Origin of the sequence: Ruegeria sp. Ofav3-42 (assembly GCF_022347725.1) — a bacterium.
Classification (GTDB): Bacteria; Pseudomonadota; Alphaproteobacteria; order Rhodobacterales; family Rhodobacteraceae; genus Ruegeria.
In genome coordinates this window covers 152,113-171,175 of the sequence record NZ_JAKRGB010000006.1, presented here as the reverse complement: position 1 = coordinate 171,175, position 19,063 = coordinate 152,113, and the positions used below count along the sequence as shown (strand labels likewise).

Genomic DNA, 19,063 nt, shown 5'->3' with positions numbered 1-19,063 from the left:
TTGCCTCTTTCTGGCCAAAGCCCTAGCTTGTTGTTCAGTCAACGATAGCAAGGCAGGATTTTGGTGGCTTCCCTCGTTCGTCGCGCAGCATTGGCTGTGCTGTTAACCTCGTCATTTGTACTCCCGGCCCTGTCGGACACTGGCTCAGGGGCTTATCTGGCCGGACGTCAGGCGATCTACCAGAGCGATTACACATCCGCCGAGAAGTACTACGCGCAGGCTCTGCGCGCAGACCCCGAAAATGGCAAGTTGCTTGAAAACGTCGTCGTCGCTCGCCTCGCATTGGGCGAGATCGAACGAGCACTGCCGATCGCCCAATCAATCGAAGCGCTCGAACTGCCAAGTCAGGCGGCGAAAATGGTCATCATGGCCAATCTGATCGCCGAAGATAAGCTGGATGAATTACTGGCGCGCGACCCGGAAACCCAAGGCGTCGGGCCGCTGGTCGATGGGTTGGTTTTGGGTTGGGCCTATGTGGCGCAGGGTGCCATGACCAAAGCGATGGAAAAATTCGACGAGGTCAGCACGCAAGAGGGGCTGCGTGAATTCGCCATGTTCCACAAGGCGTTGGCCTTGGCCTCGATTGGTGATTTCGAAGGCGCTGAAGAAATTTTTGCGGCCAACAACGGTGCCGTTGCGCGATTCTCGCGTCGCGCCGCTTTGGCCCGGACCGAGGTTCTTTCCCAACTGGACCGCAACGAAGATGCGCTGCAATACCTCGATAACGTGTTCGCCGCGGGCAGTGACCCATCGATCGAAGGCTATGTGGCCCGTTTGCAGGCGGGCGAAACGCTGCCCTTTACGCATATTCAGTCGGCCCAGGATGGCATGGCCGAGGTTTTCTTTTCCGTCGGTGCCGCGCTCAGCAGCGAGGCGTCACAGGATTATGTCCTTCTCTATGCAAGAATTGCCGCGTTCCTGCGACCGGGCCATGTGGACGCAATCCTTCTGAGCGCCGAGCTTCTGGATGCGCTGGAGCAGTATGATCTGGCCGTCGAAGCCTATCGGATGGTGCCCGCGACCAGCAGCGATTACCACGCGGCCGAACTGGGCCGGGCCGAGGTTCTTGGCCGGTCGGGCAAAACGGATGCAGCGGCAGAAGTACTGCAGAACCTTGCTGCGCAAAGCCCCAACTTGCCCAGTGTTCACGTTGCGTTGGCTGATCTGCAAAGGCGTGAGGAAAACTACACCGCTGCGGTGGCGACCTATGACACAGCCATCGAATTGACCGAACAAGGGGTCAGCGGCAATTGGTTCCTGTATTACGCCCGCGGAATCTCGCATGAGCGCCTTAAGAATTGGGATTTGGCCGAGGCCGATTTCCGCCGCGCGCTGGAGTTGAACCCCGATCAGCCGCAGGTGCTGAATTATCTGGGCTATTCTCTGGTTGAACGGCAGGAAAAGCTGGATGAAGCCCTGAACATGATCGAACGGGCCGTCGCGGCGCGTCCCGACAGTGGTTATATCGTCGACAGTCTTGGCTGGGTTCTGTTCCGTCTGGGCCGCTATGACGAGGCCGTGGGGCATATGGAACGCGCGGTCGAACTGATGCCTGTCGACCCAGTTGTTAACGACCATCTGGGCGATGTGTACTGGGCTGTGGGGCGCGCGCGTGAGGCCGAATTCCAGTGGAAACGTGCGCTTTCCTTCATCGATCCCACGGATACCGACGGCGAGGCCGACCCGGACCGCATCCGCCGCAAGCTTGAGATCGGGCTGGACGCCGTGTTGGCTGAAGAGGGCGCAGCCCCTCTGCAGGTGGCCAATGGCAACTAGGGCTTTCGCGCCCGCCAAGATCAATCTGACCCTGCATGTGACCGGTCGACGCGATGACGGTTACCATCTGTTGGATTCCCTGGTGGTTTTTGCGGATGTCGGCGACACGCTGGACTTCGCGCCAGGGTCAGAGCTATCGATGGCCATCACGGGCGAGCACGCGGGCGGTGTACCGGCGGATGAGCGAAATCTTGTCTGGAAGGCGGCAGAGATGGCCGGCTGGGCAGGGCATATCAAACTGAACAAAGTTCTGCCGCATGGCGGCGGGATAGGCGGCGGTTCTTCTGATGCCGCCGCCACGCTGCGTATGATTGCGGATCAGGGTATTTCGATTTCTGATGGGAGCGCTCTGTCTCTGGGCGCGGATATCCCGGTTTGTGTCGCTGCCCGTGCTACGCGGATGCGCGGGATTGGCGACCAGCTAGAGCCGGTTGGTTTGCCGCAATTGCCAGCGTTGCTGGTTAACCCCGGTGTAGAAGTTCCGACAGGATCGGTTTTTTCGGCTTTGAAGAGCCGTGATAACCCGCCGATGCCCGCCGATGTTCCGCCCTTTGAGACGCCTGAAGCCTGCGCGGATTGGCTTCTGGAACAGCGCAATGATCTGGAGCCCCCGACAAAGGGCCTCGCCCCAGAGGTAGCCCGTGTGCTGGATGAATTGGCGGATACAAAGGACGCTTTGCTGGCCCGCATGTCCGGTTCAGGCTCAACCTGTTTTGCACTCTACCCGACGATGAAAGCGGCGCATTTCGCTGCTTATGAGATTGGCGCGGCCCATCCAGATTGGTGGTGCCGCGCGACGCAGCTTAATTGAGGCGCGACACCACATAGTCGGCCAGATCGCGTAGCAGAGTGCGGATTTCGTGATCCGGCAGGGCGTCCAATGCGGCCTTGGCTTTGGCGGCCCAGCCGAATGCATCCGACCGTGTGGCCTCCAGAGTGCCATACTTGTTCATCAAGCTCAGCGCATGATCCAGATCGCCGTCTTCCTGACGGCCGCGACCAATCGTACGCTCCCAAAAGGCGTGCTCTTCGGGGGTGGCCTGTGCGATGGCTTTGATAACCGGCAGGGTCAGCTTACGCTCACGGAAGTCGTCGCCGACGTTCTTGCCAGTAGCCTTGCTATCGCCCTGATAGTCCAGCAGATCATCGGCAATCTGGAACGCAATCCCCAGCGCATCGCCATATTCGAAAAGCGCTTTGACCTGATCCTCCGAGGCCCCTGCAATAACGCCGCCCACTTCGGTTGCGGCGGAAAACAGAGCGGCGGTCTTGCCGCGCACGACCTGCAGATAGATCGCCTCGGTTGTGCCCAGATCGGTGGCCGCGGTCATTTGCAATACTTCGCCTTCGGCGATCGTCGCCGACGCATTGGCCAGGATGTCCAGAACGCGCAAAGATCCGGTTTCAACCATCAGTTGGAAGCTGCGGGAAAACAGGTAGTCGCCCACCAGAACACTGGATTTGTTGTCCCACAACAGATTGGCCGTGGGTCGACCGCGCCGCTGGGCGCTTTCGTCGACCACGTCATCGTGCAACAGGGTCGCCGTATGGATGAATTCGACGGTCGCCGCCAAGCGCACGTGATGATCGCCTGCGTAGTCAAACAGACGTGCCGCGGCCAGAGTCAGCATGGGGCGCAGGCGCTTGCCCCCCGCCTCGACCAGATGTGCAGTCACTTCAGGAATGCGCGGCGCATGCTCCGAGGCCATCCGCGTGCGGATCAGTTCATTAACTGCATCCATTTCGCCAGCCAGAATTTCAGCCAGTCGTTCATGCGGTTTTGAGATCGTGTCGATATTCATCACACTCCTGATACAAGGCTCGACTTCCGGCGTACCTTGCCCTTACATCCATCCCCATGAAAGAACTTTTGCGCAGCACCGATCCGACGATCCTGGCCTTTGCATCCGCCCTTCTTGAAGGCGAGGATATAGACTGCTTTCAGATGGACGTAAATATGAGCATCCTCGAAGGAGGCATCGGAATCTTTCCGCGACGCCTGATGGTGCGGGCGGATGACCTGACCCGCGCGGAACGGGTGATGCGTGACAACGACATTCCGCTGGGCAGATGAGCCTGTTTTCCGACAGTGAACTGACCCGAAACGATTTTCTCGGCGGGCGAGTGCGACTACTGCAGCCGCGTTCGGGATATCGTGCTGGTGTCGATCCGGTCCTGCTGGCCGCTGCGGTCCCGGCGACACGTGGTCACACCGTTTTGGAACTGGGCTGTGGCGCCGGTGCCGCGATCCTGTGCCTGATGGCCCGCGTTCCGGGGCTGCAGGGTGTCGGGGTCGAACTCCAGGCGGACTATGCTGATCTGGCGCGTCGAAACGCAGTTGAGAACAGTGCGCCGCTGGAGGTGATTGAAGCTGATTTGGGCGTCTTGCCTGCTGACCTCAAACAACGGCAATTCGACCATGTGATTGCCAACCCCCCCTATTATCGTGCGGGGGCGCACAGTTCGGCCTCTGACAAAGGGCGCAGTGTCGCTTTGGGTGAGCAAACGCCACTGAGTCAGTGGTTCGAAACTGCGGCCAAACGTCTCACGCCGCGTGGGTACCTGCACATGATCCAGAAAGCCGACCGCCTGCCCGACATGTTGGTGGCGTGCACTGGGCGGCTGGGGTCGGTCGAAGCGTTGCCCTTGGCGGCCAGAACCGGTCGCAAGGCCGAACTGGTGATTTTGCGCGCCAGAAAGGGTGGGCGGGCCGATTTTCAGCTGCATGCTCCGTTGATATTGCACGAAGGGGATCGTCACGAACTTGATGGTGAAAGCTATGCACCGCAGGTCTCGAAAGTGTTGCGTGAAGGGGCCGCGTTGCCCGGGTTTTCTGGCCAATAGGCATTAACCAGCCGAATTTGTCGGATTTATTACAGATTCTGTGCGTCTGCGGCGTGACAGGCTGGAAACGATGTGGTCAACTTCTTACGTGAAACTCAGACACCAACAAAGGAGTATCGCCATGAGCGTGAGCGCACACCTGACCGAACTGAAGAAAAAGCACGAAAATCTCGGTCTTGAAGTTGAACAAGCCCAACGCTCGCCAGGCATCGATGATCTCCATATCGCTCAACTCAAAAAGCAAAAACTAAAGCTGAAGGAAGAGATCGAGCGCCTGTCAAACTAGCGTTCCATACTAGCCCGCGCGGCAATCGCCGCGCCGCCAGTTATCAATAAGGCCGCGATCGCAAGACCCCCAGACGGGACGGCGATCCCGGCCAAAACCAAAGCAAGCGTAGACAACAGGGGTGCCGCGTATGAAGCTGTGCCAAGGACCTGTATGTCACCCTGCTTTACGCCGATATCCCAGACATAGAACGCCAATCCAACTGGCCCCAGGCCCAGTGCAATAACTGATGCCCAGCCAAAGGCGCTGTCGGGCCAGACCGTATCCTCAACGGCAAAGTGCATTACACCGGACGCGATGGCCGCGGCGATGCAGAATATGGCGACAGAACTGGTAGGGGTATCGCCCAGCCGGCGTGACAGAACGGAATAGCTCGACCACGTCAGGGCGCACAGTAAGGCCAGCGCGTAACCCGGTAGGTGGTCGAATTGAAACCCGGCCCCGCCTCCGCCTGCGATAATCACAGCAGCCCCGGCAAAACCCAGGCAGGCACCGATCAAATGCCCAACGCGCAATTGTTCGCCGGGCAGCAACCCGGAAAACAGCACGATCAGCAATGGCCAGAGATAGGCGATCAGCCCGGCTTCGGCCGCCGGGGCCATCCGCAGCGCTGAAAAATACAATGCGTGGTATCCAAACAATCCAACTGTGCCAAACAAGTATGTGGTCCACGGGACGTCGACTAGCTGACGCAGGCCGCCGTTGCTCCAAGCCCAGATCAGGCCCAGAGTGCCACCGATCGAAAAGCAAATCGTATTCAGTAAAAGCGGCGGCGTGGGTGAAGAACCCACGGTAAACAGCGCCAGCAGAGACCACAGAAGAACGGCGCCAAATCCGATGGCCGTAGCGCGTGTTTTGGTCATGGCATCAGAACCTCTTCGACCGGGACAATGTGGAACTCATCCGAGATATGCGCCGTCTTCTCAATCTCGGACATGAACCAGTCGCGGAATGCTGCGATCTGAGGCCTGTTTTCCGCGCCCGGCAGGCACAAAAACCGAAACCGCCCACGCGTTTCGATAGCCGTTTTGAAAGGCGCGACAAGGCGGCCTTCGGTCAGGTCTTTGATGATCATTGCCCGGCGCCCCAGCACCGCACCAACACCTGCGACAGCGGCGTCAATGGCGTGATCCGCGTTCGAGAAATGCGCACCGTGTGTGGGCGCAAAGTCCACCCCAACGGCCCGGAACCAGGTTGGCCAGTCGCTAGGGGGCTGCAGGAAGGCAATTGAATCGTCAAAGATCAGGGGGGCTTCTTTCAGGCTTTCCGGGGTCGGGAACTGGGCGGCCAGTTCCGGGGTCATCACAGGGGTCAGCCACTCCTTGCGGACCGGAAGGGAATACAGCCCCTCATCCCCGCCATAGCCGAACCTGATGGCGACATCCACATCGTCCCGTTCAAGGTCCATGTTTCGCAACGTTGCCGAGAACTTGAGATCGATCTCGGGATGCGCCCTGGCAAACTCATACAGACGCGGCGCGAGCCACTTTGCCGTCAGCGCAGGCCCTGCCGTCACCGTCAGGCTGGTATCGTTGCCCTGCCGCCTTGCGGCTTGCCAGGCCGTCTGAAGTGCGGCGAACCCTTCTGCTGCACCGGGGGCAAGGGCGCGCCCGGCTTCGGTCAATTCAACCGCCCGATTCAGGCGATGAAACAAAGGGCGGCCTAGGTGTTCCTCAAGTGATTTGATCTGGAAGGAAAGGGCGGCCGGGGTGACATGCAGTTCCTCCGCAGCCTTGGCAAAGGACATATGGCGCGCGGCGGCATCAAAGGCACGCAAGGCAGTCAGAGGGGGAAGATAGTCGCTCATTTTGACACAAGTAAAACTTAACTGAACTGAGGAAAAAGCTCGTTTGTTAGCCTAATGCATAAGCTGCATATTGGGTGCAAGTCAAACAAAGCTGAACTGAAAGGAAGACTGCCATGATCGAAATGACGACCAACCCAGCAGCTGCCCGCGCCTTTCAGCGGGCCCATGCCGAACGCGGTAAAATTGTCAAATACGCCCTGAATTGGCTTTTCGGTTCCCGCTGAACGCAGCGCGCGCGTTCTTACGGGATAAAAAAGGGCCGGTCCGCAAGGACCGGCCCGTTGTCTTTTCTGCGCCTTGGATCAGACGAAGAACTGTGCACCGTTGGCCGAAATGGTCGAGCCGTTGATGAACTGAGAATCGTCGGATGCAAGGAACGCAACGCAACGCGCGATTTCTTCCGGCTCACCCAGGCGGCCGGCCGGGATCTGGCCGATGATGGATTCGCGGACTTTCTCCGGTACCGCCATGACCATCTCAGTCGCGATATAGCCTGGGCAGATAGCGTTTGCGGTGATGCCTGCGCGTGCGCCTTCTTGTGCCAGAGATTTCACGATGCCCAGATCGCCCGCTTTGGTCGCGGCATAGTTCACCTGCGCAAACTGGCCTTTCTGACCGTTGATTGAGCTGATGACGATAACGCGGCCGAACTTGCGCTCGCGCATACCGTTCCAGACGGGGTGTACGGTGTTGAACACGCCGGTCAGGTTGGTGTCGATCACCTGGTGCCACTGCTCGGGCGTCATCTTGTGGAACGGCGCGTCGCGGGTGATGCCCGCGTTGGCGACAACGATGTCGATCGGGCCGACTTCGGCTTCGACCTTTTCGATGCCGGCTTTGGATTCGTCATAATCGGCCACATTCCACTTGTAGGTGGCGATGCCAGTCTCTTCGGTGAACTTCGCGGCGGCTTCGTCGTTCCCCGCATAGGTGGCTGCAACGTTGTACCCTTCGGCCTTGAGCGCCTTGGAAATTGCTGCGCCGATGCCGCGGGAGCCGCCGGTAACGAGTGCTGTACGTGCCATTTAGGAATCCTCCAATTTAAGTCGTCTTGGTAATGCTGTTACTTTGAGAGGTGATCGTGCGCAATATTGTTTCGTCATGAAATTTGAATTTCCGGTTAGCAATATCGTCGCATCTAAGGGGTAAGACCCCAATGTAACAAAAAAGGGCGCCCAGCGGACGCCCTTTACTATTTGGTTATCAACGCACTTAGTCGCGCTCCACGCACAGTGCTACACCCATGCCGCCACCGATGCACAGGGTCGCGAGACCTTTCTTCGCATCGCGGCGCTTCATTTCGAACAGAAGCGTGTTCAGAACGCGGCAGCCCGAAGCACCGATCGGGTGGCCGATGGCGATGGCACCGCCGTTCACATTCACGATCGACGGGTCCCAGCCCATGTCCTTGTTCACAGCGCAGGCTTGCGCGGCAAAGGCTTCGTTCGCCTCGACCAGATCCAGATCGTCAACCGACCAGCCAGCTTTTTCCAGCGCCTTGCGCGACGCGTAAATCGGGCCGACGCCCATGATCGACGGGTCCAGACCAGCGGTTGCGTAGGACGCGATGCGGGCCAGAGGCTCAATCCCGCGCTTTTCGGCGTTCTCGGCCGACATCAGCAACGTTGCCGCCGCGCCGTCGTTCAGACCGGATGCGTTTGCGGCCGTGACCGAACCGTCCTTAGTGAAGGCTGGGCGCAGTTTGGCCATCGCTTCCATAGTTGCGCCGTGGCGGATGTATTCGTCCTTGTCCATCACGATATCGCCCTTGCGGGTCTTGATTGTGAAGGGCACGATCTCGTCTGCGAATTTGCCCGCCTTTTGCGCGGCCTCGGCCTTGTTCTGCGAGGCGACGGCGAATTCGTCCTGCATGTCGCGGCTGATTTGCCACTTCTCGGCGACGTTTTCAGCGGTCTGCCCCATGTGATAGCCGTTGAACGCATCCCACAGACCGTCGCGGATCATGGTGTCGATGTACTTCATGTCGCCCATCTTGTGACCGGCGCGCAGCGCAGCGGCGTGGGGCGAAAGGGTCATGTTTTCCTGACCACCGGCGGCCACGATATCGGCATCGCCGAGCTGGATGTGCTGAGCACCCAAAGCCACGGCGCGCAGGCCGGAACCGCACACCTGGTTGATCCCCCAGGCCGCGCTTTCCTGCGGCAGACCTGCATTGATATGCGCCTGACGGGCGGGGTTCTGACCCTGCGCAGCCGTCAGCACTTGACCCATAATGGTTTCGCTGACTTCGCCTTTGTCCACGCCTGCGCGTTCTACCACGGCCTCCAGTACGGCGGCGCCCAGATCATGCGCGGGTGTGTTTGCAAACGAGCCGCCAAAGCTGCCGACACCGGTGCGCGCGGCGGATGCGATTACTACGTTGGTCATTTAGACAATCCTTTACCGTCAAGGTCCTGCGGGATATTCGACGGCGCGGATCGCACAGAGGAAACTCTGTGATAGCAAGAGCGCCTCATGTTCCCCGCTCCAACTCCTCATGGCATAGCGCAACGCTGCAGTTGCAGCAACGGTTAGCTTGTCTCAGGCAGGTTGTGGATCGGCCAATTCACTCTAACTGGCTGTAAGCTTGCGGTTTTCCGCCTTCCAGGGGGCGTAAACGGTTGGGGCGCCGAACAGAAACCCCTGCAAACAGTCGACACCGTTAGCGATAAGGAATTCGGCATCCTTTTGCGTTTCGACTGATTCGGCGGTGATCAGGATCTCGAATTCCCGGGCCACAGCAATCAAGGCCCGTACAAGCGCCTGATTGTCCGTGTTATCGTGGATGCCGTGGATGAACTGGCCGTCGATCTTGGCGGCATCAAAGAAAAACTCTCGGAAATGGCGAAAACTGAAATTGCTTGCGCCAAAGTCATCCAGGGCGAAGGCGATACCGCGCGGCTGCAGCCGGTCCATAAAGTCGATGACCAGTTCCGGCACTGTCATGGCCGAGCTTTCCGAGATTTCCAAAATCAGCCTTTCGCCAATCCCGGCGTCCTTTTTCAGAAACCGTTCCAGAACCCGCGACCAGCGGGCATAGCCGATCGAGCGGGCAGACATGTTGATCGACAGACGAATGTCCGGGTTTTTGATGAGTGTGCGCAGACCCATTTCAAGCGCGACGCAGTCCAGCTCGCGACCGATAGGCGTGTTTTCCAGCTGTGGCATGAACTCGCGCGCAGGGATGACCCGACCGGTTTCGTCGAGAACGCGGATGAAGCCCTCATAGAAGGCGACGTCCTGTGGAGCGTTGGCCTGCATGACCGGTTGGAAGGCCAGTTTGCACTGTTTGTGCTTTACGGCTTCGGTCGCCATATCGACTGTGGATGCGTCGCGGGATTTGACGGCCGCGTTCAGCGGGCTGTCCCCACCTTCAGGCAAATCTGCCAGGTCCTTTTTCCGCATGTGCAACCCGTTTCCCTTTGTGTCGCCGGTTCGGTGACGATTTCAGGGGAAAGGTATGAATCTGCGGTTAAGACAAACCTATTTGAAGATGGATGATTTGGACTAGCGGGATGTTTCCCAGATGCGCCCAAGTGCGGCAAAGCCGCCGACAACCGCGCCCATGAAGCCCAAAAGCATCATGCCGAAGCCCAGTGCGACAATTGCAACCGCGCCACTGGCCAGAGCGGTCAACATGGCCAGCACCATACCAGTCAGACCCATTACGGTGGACAGGGTTGTCAATCTGGTCATCTGGGCCTCCGGTCACTCAACACTTTGCACATCGGGTGGATATGGGGCGTGAGGGCCGGATTTCAAGAATCGGGTCGGTCGGTTCGGCGGGATCAGGCCTGTTTTGCCTGTGTATTGGGCTGTTTGGCCTCAAATTGTTCGAATCCGGGCGTTCCGCGATCTTCGGGGTAGCGCGCCAAATGCTTGGCTTTGATCTGCTCGGAATTGTCCCGGCTGCCGTTGTGGCTGTAGCCCGGAGGCGCAAAACAATAAGCCAGCCGCTGACGCAGTGTCAGACCCGGCTGAGTTGCGTCGCGCCAGATACCGACCCATTCGTGGAAGGCCACGCGCAGCGGGTTGAACGTGCCGATGTTGTGAACCAGACCATAGTCGACGCGGTCATCCTCTTGTTCGGGTACAAAAGTGCCGAACATTTTGTCCCAGATGATAAAGACACCAGCATAGTTGCAATCGAGATACCGCGCATTGCGACCGTGATGGGCGCGGTGGTGGCTGGGCGTGTTCATCACGGCCTCGAACCAGCGGGGCATTTTGCCAATGGCCTCGGTGTGGATCCAGAACTGGTAGATCAGGTTCAGGCCGCCACAGAACAGCACCATGGCAGGGTGAAACCCCAGCAGGATCAACGGCGCGCGGACAACCATCATGAAAGTGAACGTATAGGTCCAGGTCTGCCGCAGCGCCGTTGTCAGGTTGTAATGCTGAGAGCTGTGGTGGTTCACATGGCTGGCCCAGACCCAGCGGATCCGGTGGCCAAAGCGGTGCACCCAGTAATAGCGCAGATCATCCAGCACAAAGCACAGGATGATGACGGGGATCGACGTACCCAGGTTCAAGGGGGTGATCTGCCATAGCCACATGAAGAACGCGTAGGCAATGAAGCCCAGCAAAAAGCCAGAGGCGATGTTGCCTGCCCCCATGATCAGTGATGTTACCGCGTCCCGCGTCTCATACCGGCCGCCTTTGCCTTTGACGGCGATCCACAGAAATTCGGCCAGAATGCCGGCAATGAAGAAGGGGACGGCCCATTGCACGGCGTCCGGGAAAGTCACTTGGTCGGTCATGCGGGCTCCATCAGGTGCTGCCAATGGCGGCGTTCGAGTTCGTCGAGGTGGATAATGGCTTTGGGGGCTCCGAATTCGTGGAACTGAACCTCAAAACCTTGCGGATGCTCCAGTAAGTCAAAATCCAGCAGGTGCCGGGCGACAGTGTCTGCACCGAAAGACCACAACAGCCCGTTTCCGGCATCGGTCCGGATCAAAGCCGCGTGACCGTCATGCGAAACTGTGACGTCGATGACTGCGTCGTCGGGCGCATGGCGCAGCCATTCCGACCGCGCGCTTTCGGGTGTCAGCATGCGTAAGCGCGACTTGCCCGTCAGATGCAACATCGCCGTTATCCCGGCGATGCCTCCGACCACCAGAACCAATAGAATTTCAAGCGGCATTCCGTCCTCCCGCCCGGCAGAGTGCAAAGCAGCAGGCAAACTGTCAAAGGTGGCGTGGCGTCAGCTATGTTCGAGACTGTCCAGAATCTCATACTGAACAACGCGCTGGACAAAAGGCACCAACCCATCCGGGCCCGAGGCGCGATCCTTGAGGTGGATGCAGATATCTGGCCTGCGTGCCGCAATAATACCCACCATCTCTCCGCGAACCTTGTCGTCAAGTCCGGCGCCCATGATTGCGCAGGATATGCGTGGTTCTTCGTCCAATTGTCGTCTGACTTCTTCCTGATCATGCGCGCCAAGCCACTGAATCGGCAGGTGATCCAGTTGACGCGCGACATCTCCGATTACATTGGGCAGTTTCCCAATCAACAGAACTACCGGTTTCATCGCACTCTCCCTTCCTTCAAGTCGCAAAGGAAAACCGGCCCGTTAGGGCCGGTTTCAGAGTATCACAAAATAAGAAGCTGTGCCGCTGCCTTAGTTGGAGACGGTATAGACAACGGCGTCACCTTTGCCCTTGTTCCTTGTGAACTGCACCTGATCGCCGTCGATCGATACTGTCAGGCAGTCTTGTGGAAACGCCCTTTGACCGACCACAACGTTTCGACAAAAGAACCTCTTGTTCCAGACCCATGCCCCAGTGAGCTTCGCATTGTTGCGGCCAACGCCGTCAATTTTCCCGTCAGGGGTAATGACCAGCCACGTGTCCCCACTGACCAGCTTTTTACCGACGACAGCCTCGAGAAACTGGTTTTCTTTTCGAAGATCTTTAGCCGCGGCGGAACCGGCGGTTATCAAAGAAAGGCTGGCCAGCACGGCCACAGCGCAAACGCGTCTCATAAAAATCCTCCTGGTTAAAACCCCAGGAGGATACCATGATTCGCCCCGTTTCTCTGGTCGGTTAGCTTTCAGCGCCCACCAGGGTCGACACGATCGCCTTGGCACTGTCCGAATTCCACTCGGCGTCGCCGATCAGGCGGGCGATTTCGTTGCCGTCGGGGTCAAGAATGACGGTGATCGGCAAGGCGATAACACCCATTTCCCGTGCGACGGCTGATTTAGGGTCCTGATGACGCGGCAGGTTGTTGATGCCGTTTTCCTCGAAGAATTTCTTGATACCGGCCGGCGAATTGCGCCCGGTTGCCAGTGTCAGGACCTCGAATTTTTCGCCGCCGAATTCCTCCTGCAGCTCCGCAATCTGCGGCATTTCCTTGCGGCAAGGTGCGCACCATGTGGCCCAGAAGTTCAACAGGACATACTTGCCCTTATAATCCTCCAGCGTCGCGACGCCTCCGTCATCTTCAAGCTGGAACTCTACCGCTTCGACGGGTTTGGGCTCTTTGTGCAGGATCAGCCGCTTCAGCGTTCCATCGCGCAGAGGGGCCAGAGTTTCGGCATCTGTGGCCAAAGCCGCGTTTGCACCCAGCGCAAGGGCCATATAAAGGGGGATCAGACGAAATAGGCGCATATCAACTCCGGGTTTTCCAACATGACCGATCAATCCTCGAACCAGATGTGGGGCGGCCGCTTTGCCGCCGGTCCAGACGCGATCATGGAGGCGATCAACGCCTCGATCGGGTTCGATCAGCGGATGGCAGCCCAGGACATCGCAGGCTCGCGCGCCCATGCCGCCATGCTCGCGGCCACAGGCGTTATAACTGATAGTGATGCGCAGGCCATTCGGGAAGGGCTGCTCACCGTTTTGTCAGAAATCCAGAACGGGGAATTTCAGTTCTCGACCGCGCTGGAAGACATCCACATGAATGTCGAAGCGCGCCTGAAGGAGGTCATTGGTGAGCCAGCAGGCCGTCTACACACAGGCCGGTCGCGGAATGATCAGGTGGCGACCGATTTCAAACTCTGGGTCCGTGATCAGCTGGACGCGGCGGAAACCGGCCTTTTGGCCCTGATCCGCGCGCTTTTGGCGCAGGCTGAGGCAGGTGCTGATTGGGTGATGCCCGGCTTTACCCACCTGCAAACCGCGCAGCCGGTGACATGGGGCCATCACATGATGGCCTATGTCGAGATGTTTGGTCGTGACCTGTCCCGTGTCCGCGATGCGCGCGCCCGGATGAACGAATCCCCGTTGGGTGCTGCGGCACTGGCCGGAACGTCTTTCCCAATCGACCGTCAGATGACAGCCGAAGCGCTGGGCTTTGACCGCCCTGCCGCGAACTCGCTGGATGCGGTCAGCGACCGCGATTTCGCGCTGGAGTTCCTGTCGACCGCTTCGATCTGCGCCGTGCACCTGTCGCGCTTTGCCGAAGAACTGGTGATCTGGTCCTCGGCCCAGTTCCGGTTTGTGACGTTGTCCGACCGGTTCTCGACCGGTTCGTCCATCATGCCGCAGAAGAAAAACCCCGATGCGGCGGAACTGATCCGCGCCAAAGTGGGGCGTATCTACGGGGCCAACACCGCGTTGATGATGGTGATGAAAGGCCTGCCGCTGGCCTATTCCAAGGACATGCAGGAAGACAAGGAACAGGTCTTTGATGCTGCCGATAACTGGATGCTGGCGCTGGCCGCGATGGAAGGCATGGTCAAGGACATGACCGCCAACCGCGAAAGCCTTGCCACTGCCGCGGGCTCGGGTTTCTCGACTGCGACCGATCTGGCCGACTGGCTGGTGCGTGTGCTGGGGCTGCCGTTCCGTGATGCGCACCATGTCACCGGATCGCTTGTGGCGATGGCCGAAAGCAAAGGTTGCGACTTGCCCGATCTGAAGCTGGCAGACATGCAATCGGTCCACGCTGACATCACCGATGATGTCTTTTCTGTCCTTACCGTCGAAAATTCAGTAAACTCCCGCCAATCCTATGGTGGCACGGCCCCCGATCAGGTCCGCGCCCAGATTGAGCGATGGAAGGCGCTGGTGTGATGCAGATACTACGTGTGGTCCTTCTGATCTCGGCCGGGATTGCCCTGGCCGGGTGCGGTGCGGATGGCGAACCCATTCAGCCCTCGATGAGCGCTAATATCGGCGTCGGCAGCAGCGGTACCTATGGTGGTGTCGGCGTGGGACTGCGTCGCGGCGGGTTTGGCGTTTTCCTGGGGCTGTAACGAAGATTTGCATTTTGCCTGCGGCATGCCCATCTACCGGGCATGAATGGCCTTGCGCCAAAGCTCTGAAAAGAAGACCAAACAATGAAAATTATCGGCCTGATCCTCTCACTCGCTGTTCTGGCGGCCTGCGATCCATCGTACAAACCCCGCCCTGAACCTGCGGACACCTCAAGCGGATCCGGTATCAAAGTATCGGGCTATGGCCGCGTTGGCGTCTCGACGTCCAACTGATACAACACGCGACCTGCGCAGAATCCATTGATCCGCGAGGTCGTTTTGGTCTAAGCGCGCAGGTATGGATCACTTTCTCTACCGCGACGGCGCGCTTTACGCCGAGGATGTCCCGATCTCCGAAATCGCAGCCGCGGTCGGAACCCCGTTTTATGTCTATTCCACCGCCACGCTGTTGCGGCACTTCCAGCTGTTTGATGACGCGCTGGAAGGGACCGACCACCTTGTCTGCTATGCGATGAAAGCGGCCAGCAATCAGGCGATCCTGAAGACGCTGGCGCAGGCAGGTGCGGGAATGGACGTGGTCTCGGGCGGGGAATACCTGCGCGCCAAAGCGGCAGGCGTGCCGGGCGACAAGATCGTGTTCTCGGGCGTCGGTAAAACCGCGGATGAGATCCGAACCGCGCTGAGCGGTGGCATTCGCCAGTTCAACGTGGAATCTGAACCCGAGATGGAAGTGATCAACGCTATCGCGTTGGAACTGGGGCTGGTCGCGCCGATCACCGTTCGGGTGAACCCGGATGTGGACGCCAAGACCCATGCCAAGATCGCCACAGGCAAGTCCGAGAACAAGTTCGGCATCCCAATCGCCCGCGCCTCCGAGGTCTATGCCCATGCGGCCAGCCTGCCGGGGTTGGAGGTGATCGGTATCGACGTCCATATCGGCTCGCAATTGACTGAGTTGGAGCCGTTCGAACTGGCCTATACCAAAGTGGCGGAACTGACCGAAAAACTGCGCTCGGAAGGGCACAACATTCGTCGCCTCGATCTGGGCGGTGGTTTGGGAATTCCCTACACGCGTTCGAATGATGCGCCGCCGCTGCCTGTGGAGTACGGCGCGCTTATCAAGAAAACACTGGGCCATCTGGATTGCGAGATCGAGATCGAACCGGGGCGTCTGATCGCCGGGAATGCCGGTCTGATGGTCAGCAAGGTGATCTATGTTAAATCGGGCGAAGGTCGCGACTTCTTGATCCTTGATGGCGCTATGAACGACCTGATCCGCCCCGCCATGTACGAGGCACATCACGACATCGTCGCCGTTCAGGAGCCCGCGCCGGGTGTGGAACAACAGCCCTACGACATCGTCGGTCCGGTCTGCGAAACCGGCGATACCTTTGCCAAACAACGCAACATGCCGCCGCTGGAACCGGGCGATCTGGTCGCTTTCCGCAGTGCCGGGGCTTATGGCGCGGTGATGGCCAGCGAATATAATACGCGCCCCCTGATCCCCGAGGTTCTGGTGCACGGGGATCAATTTGCAGTTATTCGTGAACGCCCAAGCTTTGACGAAATCATAAACCGCGATACCATACCCACGTGGCTTTGACGCGATAGGCGCGCGGGCCCGGTCAGGAGGCCCGCCTTGAGCGCTAGACACAACCTGCCGATCCCAAAACTGTCCCTGTGGCTGACGCACGCAGGGATGCTGGCCGAGCAGGTTTTACGCGCGTTTTGGCCGTTTTTTTCGGTTTTGATGGCAATTCTCGCGGCTTTGATGCTGGGCTTGCAGGATGAAGTCCGGGTCGAATTCGTTTGGGGTGTCGGCGCATTGTCGCTTCTGGGCCTGTTCGCCACGCTGTTTGTTGGCGCAAGGCGATTCCATTTCCCCACCCGGGCCGAGGCGCTGATGCGGCTGGATGCGGCCCTTCCAGGGCGGCCCATTCAGGCCTTGATGGATGAACAGGCCATCGGTGCGATGGACGCGGATTCGGTGGCATTATGGCATGCGCATCAGAACCGAATGGCGCAGCGTGTCGCAATGGCCGAACCGGTCAAGCCTGACCTGCGGCTGGCCAGCCGCGATCCTTACGCACTGCGCTATTCAGCTTTGATGGCGTTGGTGATCGCCGCCATGTTCGGCTCGTTCTGGCGGATCGGTTCGGTGGCTGAAATGACCCCGGGTGCCGCTGTGGCCGGGCAGGGCCCCAGCTGGGAAGGCTGGGTTGAACCGCCTCGCTATACCGGGTTACCGACGCTTTATCTGGCCGATCAATCCGATCCGACGTTGTCTGTCCCGCAAGGCAGCCGCATTACGTTGCGGTTCTACGGAGAGGTCGGCGCGCACAGCCTGACGGAAACAATCACGCCTCTGGGAACTGATGGCGCGACTCAGCCGGAACAGGACTTTGTCGCCGAACAGACGGGGCAGTTGACGATCGATGGTCCATCCGGCCGTAACTGGGCGTTGAACGTGATAGCGGATATGCCGCCTAAGGTTACTGTTGCCGGTGTGGCTGAGTCTGAAGCCGGTGGACAAATGAAACTGCCCTTTGCCGCCAGCGACGACTATGGCGTTGTGTCCGGTTCCGCACTGATTGCGCTTGATCTGCCATCTGTGGACCGCCGTTATGGTCTGACAACCGCACCTGAGCCGCGCGAGGTGATTGAGGTTGAACTGCCGATGCCCATCACTGGCGACCGGGCGGACTTTACCGAGGACCTGATCGAAGACTTTTCGCAGCACCCCTGGGCGCATCTGCCTGTAAAAATCACCCTGATGGCCCGCGATGCAGCGGATCAGGAAGGGCAATCCGAACCCTATATAACTGCTCTGCCCGCGCGTCGCTTCTTTGATCCGCTGGCGGCGGCTGTGATCGAACAGCGCCGGGATCTTCTGTGGACGCGCGAAAACGCTACTCGGGTTGCTCAGATCCTGCGCGCGGTTTCGCATCTGCCGGAAGATTTTTTCCGGTCCGATACGGCCTATCTGCGCCTGCGCGTGATCCTGCGCAGGCTGGAGACGTTCAACGCGTACGGCCTGAAGCCCGAACAACAGGCAGAAATCGCCGAAGCCTTGTGGGAACTTGGCGTTCTGATCGAAGACGGTACACTTGCGGATGCGCTTGAACGAATGCGCCGCGCGCAGGAACGCCTGAGCGAAGCGATGAAGAACGGTGCAAGTGACGAAGAGATCGCCGAACTGATGCAGGAACTGCGTGAGGCAACGCAGGACTATATGCGCCAACTGCAGCGTCTGGCACAGGAGAACGGCGAGTTCGACGAGAACCAGCAAGGTCAGAATGGCGAGTCCATTCAGATGACGCAGGATGATCTGCAACGCATGATGGACCGCATTCAGGAACTGATGGAACAGGGTCGCATGGCCGAGGCGCAACAGGCGCTGGAAGAGTTCCAGCAGATGATGGAGAACATGCGCATCACGCAAGGTCAGGGCCAGGGCCAGCAATCCGAGGGCCAACAGGCGATGGAAGGGCTGGCCGAAACTCTGCGCGAACAGCAAGGCCTGAGCGATCAGGCGTTCCGCGACTTGCAGGAACAGTTCAACCCCGGTGCGCAGGCCGGCGAAAGCCAGGGCAACGAAGGTCGCTCGGGCGGTCAGGGCCGTGGTCAGAGCCATGAAGGTCAAGGCAATCAGGGTCAGGGGTCGGAACAAGGCGGTGGCGGTCAGCAAGGTCAGGGATCACTGGCGGATCGCCAACAGGCCCTGCGCGATGAGCTGAGCCGCCAGCAACAAGGCCTGCCCGGTGCCGGAACCCCGGAAGGTGACGCCGCACGCGACGCGCTGGACCGCGCGGGACGCGCGATGGATGGTGCCGAAGAGGCCTTGCGCAGTGATGATCTGGCCGAAGCCATCGACCGCCAATCTGAAGCGATGGAGGCGCTGCGTGAAGGTATGCGGTCATTGGGCGAAGCGCTGGCGCAAAACCAGCAAAACCAGCCCGGCCAAGGGTCACAAGAAGGCGATATGCAAGCCAACAACCGTGACCCTCTGGGACGCAGCCCGGGCGCGAACGGGTCAATCTCGACAGATGAAAACCTGCTGCAGGGCGAAGACGTCTATCGCCGGGCGCGCGAATTGCTGGATGAAATCCGCCGTCGTACCGGTGAATCGGATCGCCCCCAGATCGAGCTTGAGTACCTCAAACGCTTGCTCGAGCGGTTCTGA

22 protein-coding genes are annotated in these 19,063 nt (G+C 59.2%); 10 read left to right on the top strand and 12 right to left on the bottom strand.

The genetic code is table 11. The features are described 5' to 3' along the window. Positions 1-63 precede the first annotated feature (63 nt). Together MHN28_RS11180 and MHN28_RS11175 are read left to right on the top strand one after the other, a co-directional pair. Positions 64-1,776: a tetratricopeptide repeat protein gene (locus MHN28_RS11180; protein ID WP_239339055.1), complete on the top strand. Its 1,713-nt coding sequence runs from the start codon at positions 64-66 to the stop codon at positions 1,774-1,776. Further along, complete coding sequence (locus MHN28_RS11175) at positions 1,766-2,587, top strand: 4-(cytidine 5'-diphospho)-2-C-methyl-D-erythritol kinase (protein ID WP_239339053.1); 822 nt, start codon at positions 1,766-1,768, stop codon at positions 2,585-2,587. Before MHN28_RS11180 ends, MHN28_RS11175 begins: the two co-directional genes overlap by 11 nt. On the opposite strand, the gene MHN28_RS11170 is transcribed toward MHN28_RS11175, so the two are convergent. Continuing rightward, on the bottom strand, positions 2,580-3,578 hold the full coding sequence (locus MHN28_RS11170) for a polyprenyl synthetase family protein (RefSeq protein WP_239339051.1): 999 nt from the start codon (positions 3,576-3,578) through the stop codon (positions 2,580-2,582). The two genes, MHN28_RS11175 and MHN28_RS11170, sit on opposite strands and share 8 nt — an antisense overlap. A gap of 56 nt (positions 3,579-3,634) precedes the next feature. Between MHN28_RS11170 and MHN28_RS11165 the strand changes: the two genes are divergently transcribed. The 3 genes from MHN28_RS11165 (at position 3,635) to MHN28_RS11155 (ending at position 4,906) form a co-directional block, all read left to right on the top strand. After that, the gene (locus MHN28_RS11165) at positions 3,635-3,850 is read left to right on the top strand and encodes a DUF2007 domain-containing protein (protein ID WP_170387439.1); all 216 of its coding nucleotides are present in this window, start codon (positions 3,635-3,637) and stop codon (positions 3,848-3,850) included. Then, complete coding sequence (locus tag MHN28_RS11160; RefSeq protein WP_239339049.1) at positions 3,847-4,620, top strand: tRNA1(Val) (adenine(37)-N6)-methyltransferase; 774 nt, start codon at positions 3,847-3,849, stop codon at positions 4,618-4,620. Before MHN28_RS11165 ends, MHN28_RS11160 begins: the two co-directional genes overlap by 4 nt. Before the next feature lie 121 nt (positions 4,621-4,741). Then, positions 4,742-4,906: a YdcH family protein gene (locus MHN28_RS11155; protein ID WP_170742008.1), complete on the top strand. Its 165-nt coding sequence runs from the start codon at positions 4,742-4,744 to the stop codon at positions 4,904-4,906. On the opposite strand, the gene MHN28_RS11150 is transcribed toward MHN28_RS11155, so the two are convergent. The 11 genes from MHN28_RS11150 to MHN28_RS11100 all read right to left on the bottom strand — a co-directional run bounded on the left by MHN28_RS11150 (position 4,903) and on the right by MHN28_RS11100 (position 13,327). Next, positions 4,903-5,769 (bottom strand): DMT family transporter, encoded by an 867-nt coding sequence (locus tag MHN28_RS11150; protein ID WP_239339045.1) that lies wholly within the window; start codon positions 5,767-5,769, stop codon positions 4,903-4,905. The genes MHN28_RS11155 and MHN28_RS11150 overlap by 4 nt on opposite strands. Continuing rightward, positions 5,766-6,713, bottom strand: a complete 948-nt coding sequence (locus MHN28_RS11145; protein ID WP_239339042.1) for a transcriptional regulator GcvA — start codon at positions 6,711-6,713, stop codon at positions 5,766-5,768. Before MHN28_RS11145 ends, MHN28_RS11150 begins: the two co-directional genes overlap by 4 nt. Positions 6,714-7,015: 302 nt before the next feature. Further along, a complete protein-coding gene (phbB, locus tag MHN28_RS11140) occupies positions 7,016-7,738 on the bottom strand; it encodes an acetoacetyl-CoA reductase (protein WP_155149791.1) in 723 nt (240 codons plus the stop codon). Between the two features lie 187 nt (positions 7,739-7,925). Continuing rightward, a complete protein-coding gene (locus tag MHN28_RS11135) occupies positions 7,926-9,101 on the bottom strand; it encodes an acetyl-CoA C-acetyltransferase (RefSeq protein WP_239339040.1) in 1,176 nt (391 codons plus the stop codon). Between the two features lie 183 nt (positions 9,102-9,284). Continuing rightward, on the bottom strand, positions 9,285-10,118 hold the full coding sequence (locus tag MHN28_RS11130) for an EAL domain-containing protein (protein ID WP_239339038.1): 834 nt from the start codon (positions 10,116-10,118) through the stop codon (positions 9,285-9,287). A 102-nt stretch (positions 10,119-10,220) separates the two neighbouring features. Then, positions 10,221-10,409: a hypothetical protein gene (locus MHN28_RS11125; RefSeq protein WP_239339036.1), complete on the bottom strand. Its 189-nt coding sequence runs from the start codon at positions 10,407-10,409 to the stop codon at positions 10,221-10,223. 92 nt (positions 10,410-10,501) lie between these two features. Beyond that, positions 10,502-11,473, bottom strand: a complete 972-nt coding sequence (locus MHN28_RS11120; RefSeq protein WP_239339034.1) for a sterol desaturase family protein — start codon at positions 11,471-11,473, stop codon at positions 10,502-10,504. Further along, on the bottom strand, positions 11,470-11,856 hold the full coding sequence (locus tag MHN28_RS11115) for a hypothetical protein (RefSeq protein ID WP_239339032.1): 387 nt from the start codon (positions 11,854-11,856) through the stop codon (positions 11,470-11,472). Before MHN28_RS11115 ends, MHN28_RS11120 begins: the two co-directional genes overlap by 4 nt. Before the next feature lie 60 nt (positions 11,857-11,916). After that, complete coding sequence (locus MHN28_RS11110) at positions 11,917-12,246, bottom strand: hypothetical protein (RefSeq protein ID WP_239339030.1); 330 nt, start codon at positions 12,244-12,246, stop codon at positions 11,917-11,919. Between the two features lie 90 nt (positions 12,247-12,336). Next, a complete protein-coding gene (locus MHN28_RS11105; RefSeq protein WP_239339028.1) occupies positions 12,337-12,699 on the bottom strand; it encodes a hypothetical protein in 363 nt (120 codons plus the stop codon). A 61-nt stretch (positions 12,700-12,760) separates the two neighbouring features. After that, positions 12,761-13,327: a TlpA disulfide reductase family protein gene (locus MHN28_RS11100; protein WP_239339026.1), complete on the bottom strand. Its 567-nt coding sequence runs from the start codon at positions 13,325-13,327 to the stop codon at positions 12,761-12,763. A 21-nt stretch (positions 13,328-13,348) separates the two neighbouring features. On the opposite strand from MHN28_RS11100, the gene argH reads away from it, so the two are divergent. The 5 genes from argH (at position 13,349) to MHN28_RS11075 (ending at position 19,063) form a co-directional block, all read left to right on the top strand. Continuing rightward, positions 13,349-14,737: an argininosuccinate lyase gene (gene argH / locus MHN28_RS11095; RefSeq protein WP_239339024.1), complete on the top strand. Its 1,389-nt coding sequence runs from the start codon at positions 13,349-13,351 to the stop codon at positions 14,735-14,737. After that, positions 14,737-14,919 (top strand): argininosuccinate lyase, encoded by a 183-nt coding sequence (locus MHN28_RS11090; RefSeq protein WP_239339021.1) that lies wholly within the window; start codon positions 14,737-14,739, stop codon positions 14,917-14,919. Before argH ends, MHN28_RS11090 begins: the two co-directional genes overlap by 1 nt. Before the next feature lie 84 nt (positions 14,920-15,003). Next, entirely contained in the window at positions 15,004-15,153 is a 150-nt protein-coding gene (locus MHN28_RS11085; protein ID WP_239339018.1) for a hypothetical protein, read from the top strand. 64 nt (positions 15,154-15,217) lie between these two features. Further along, complete coding sequence (gene lysA / locus MHN28_RS11080; RefSeq protein ID WP_239339016.1) at positions 15,218-16,483, top strand: diaminopimelate decarboxylase; 1,266 nt, start codon at positions 15,218-15,220, stop codon at positions 16,481-16,483. 36 nt (positions 16,484-16,519) lie between these two features. Beyond that, positions 16,520-19,063: a TIGR02302 family protein gene (locus tag MHN28_RS11075; RefSeq protein ID WP_370645690.1), complete on the top strand. Its 2,544-nt coding sequence runs from the start codon at positions 16,520-16,522 to the stop codon at positions 19,061-19,063.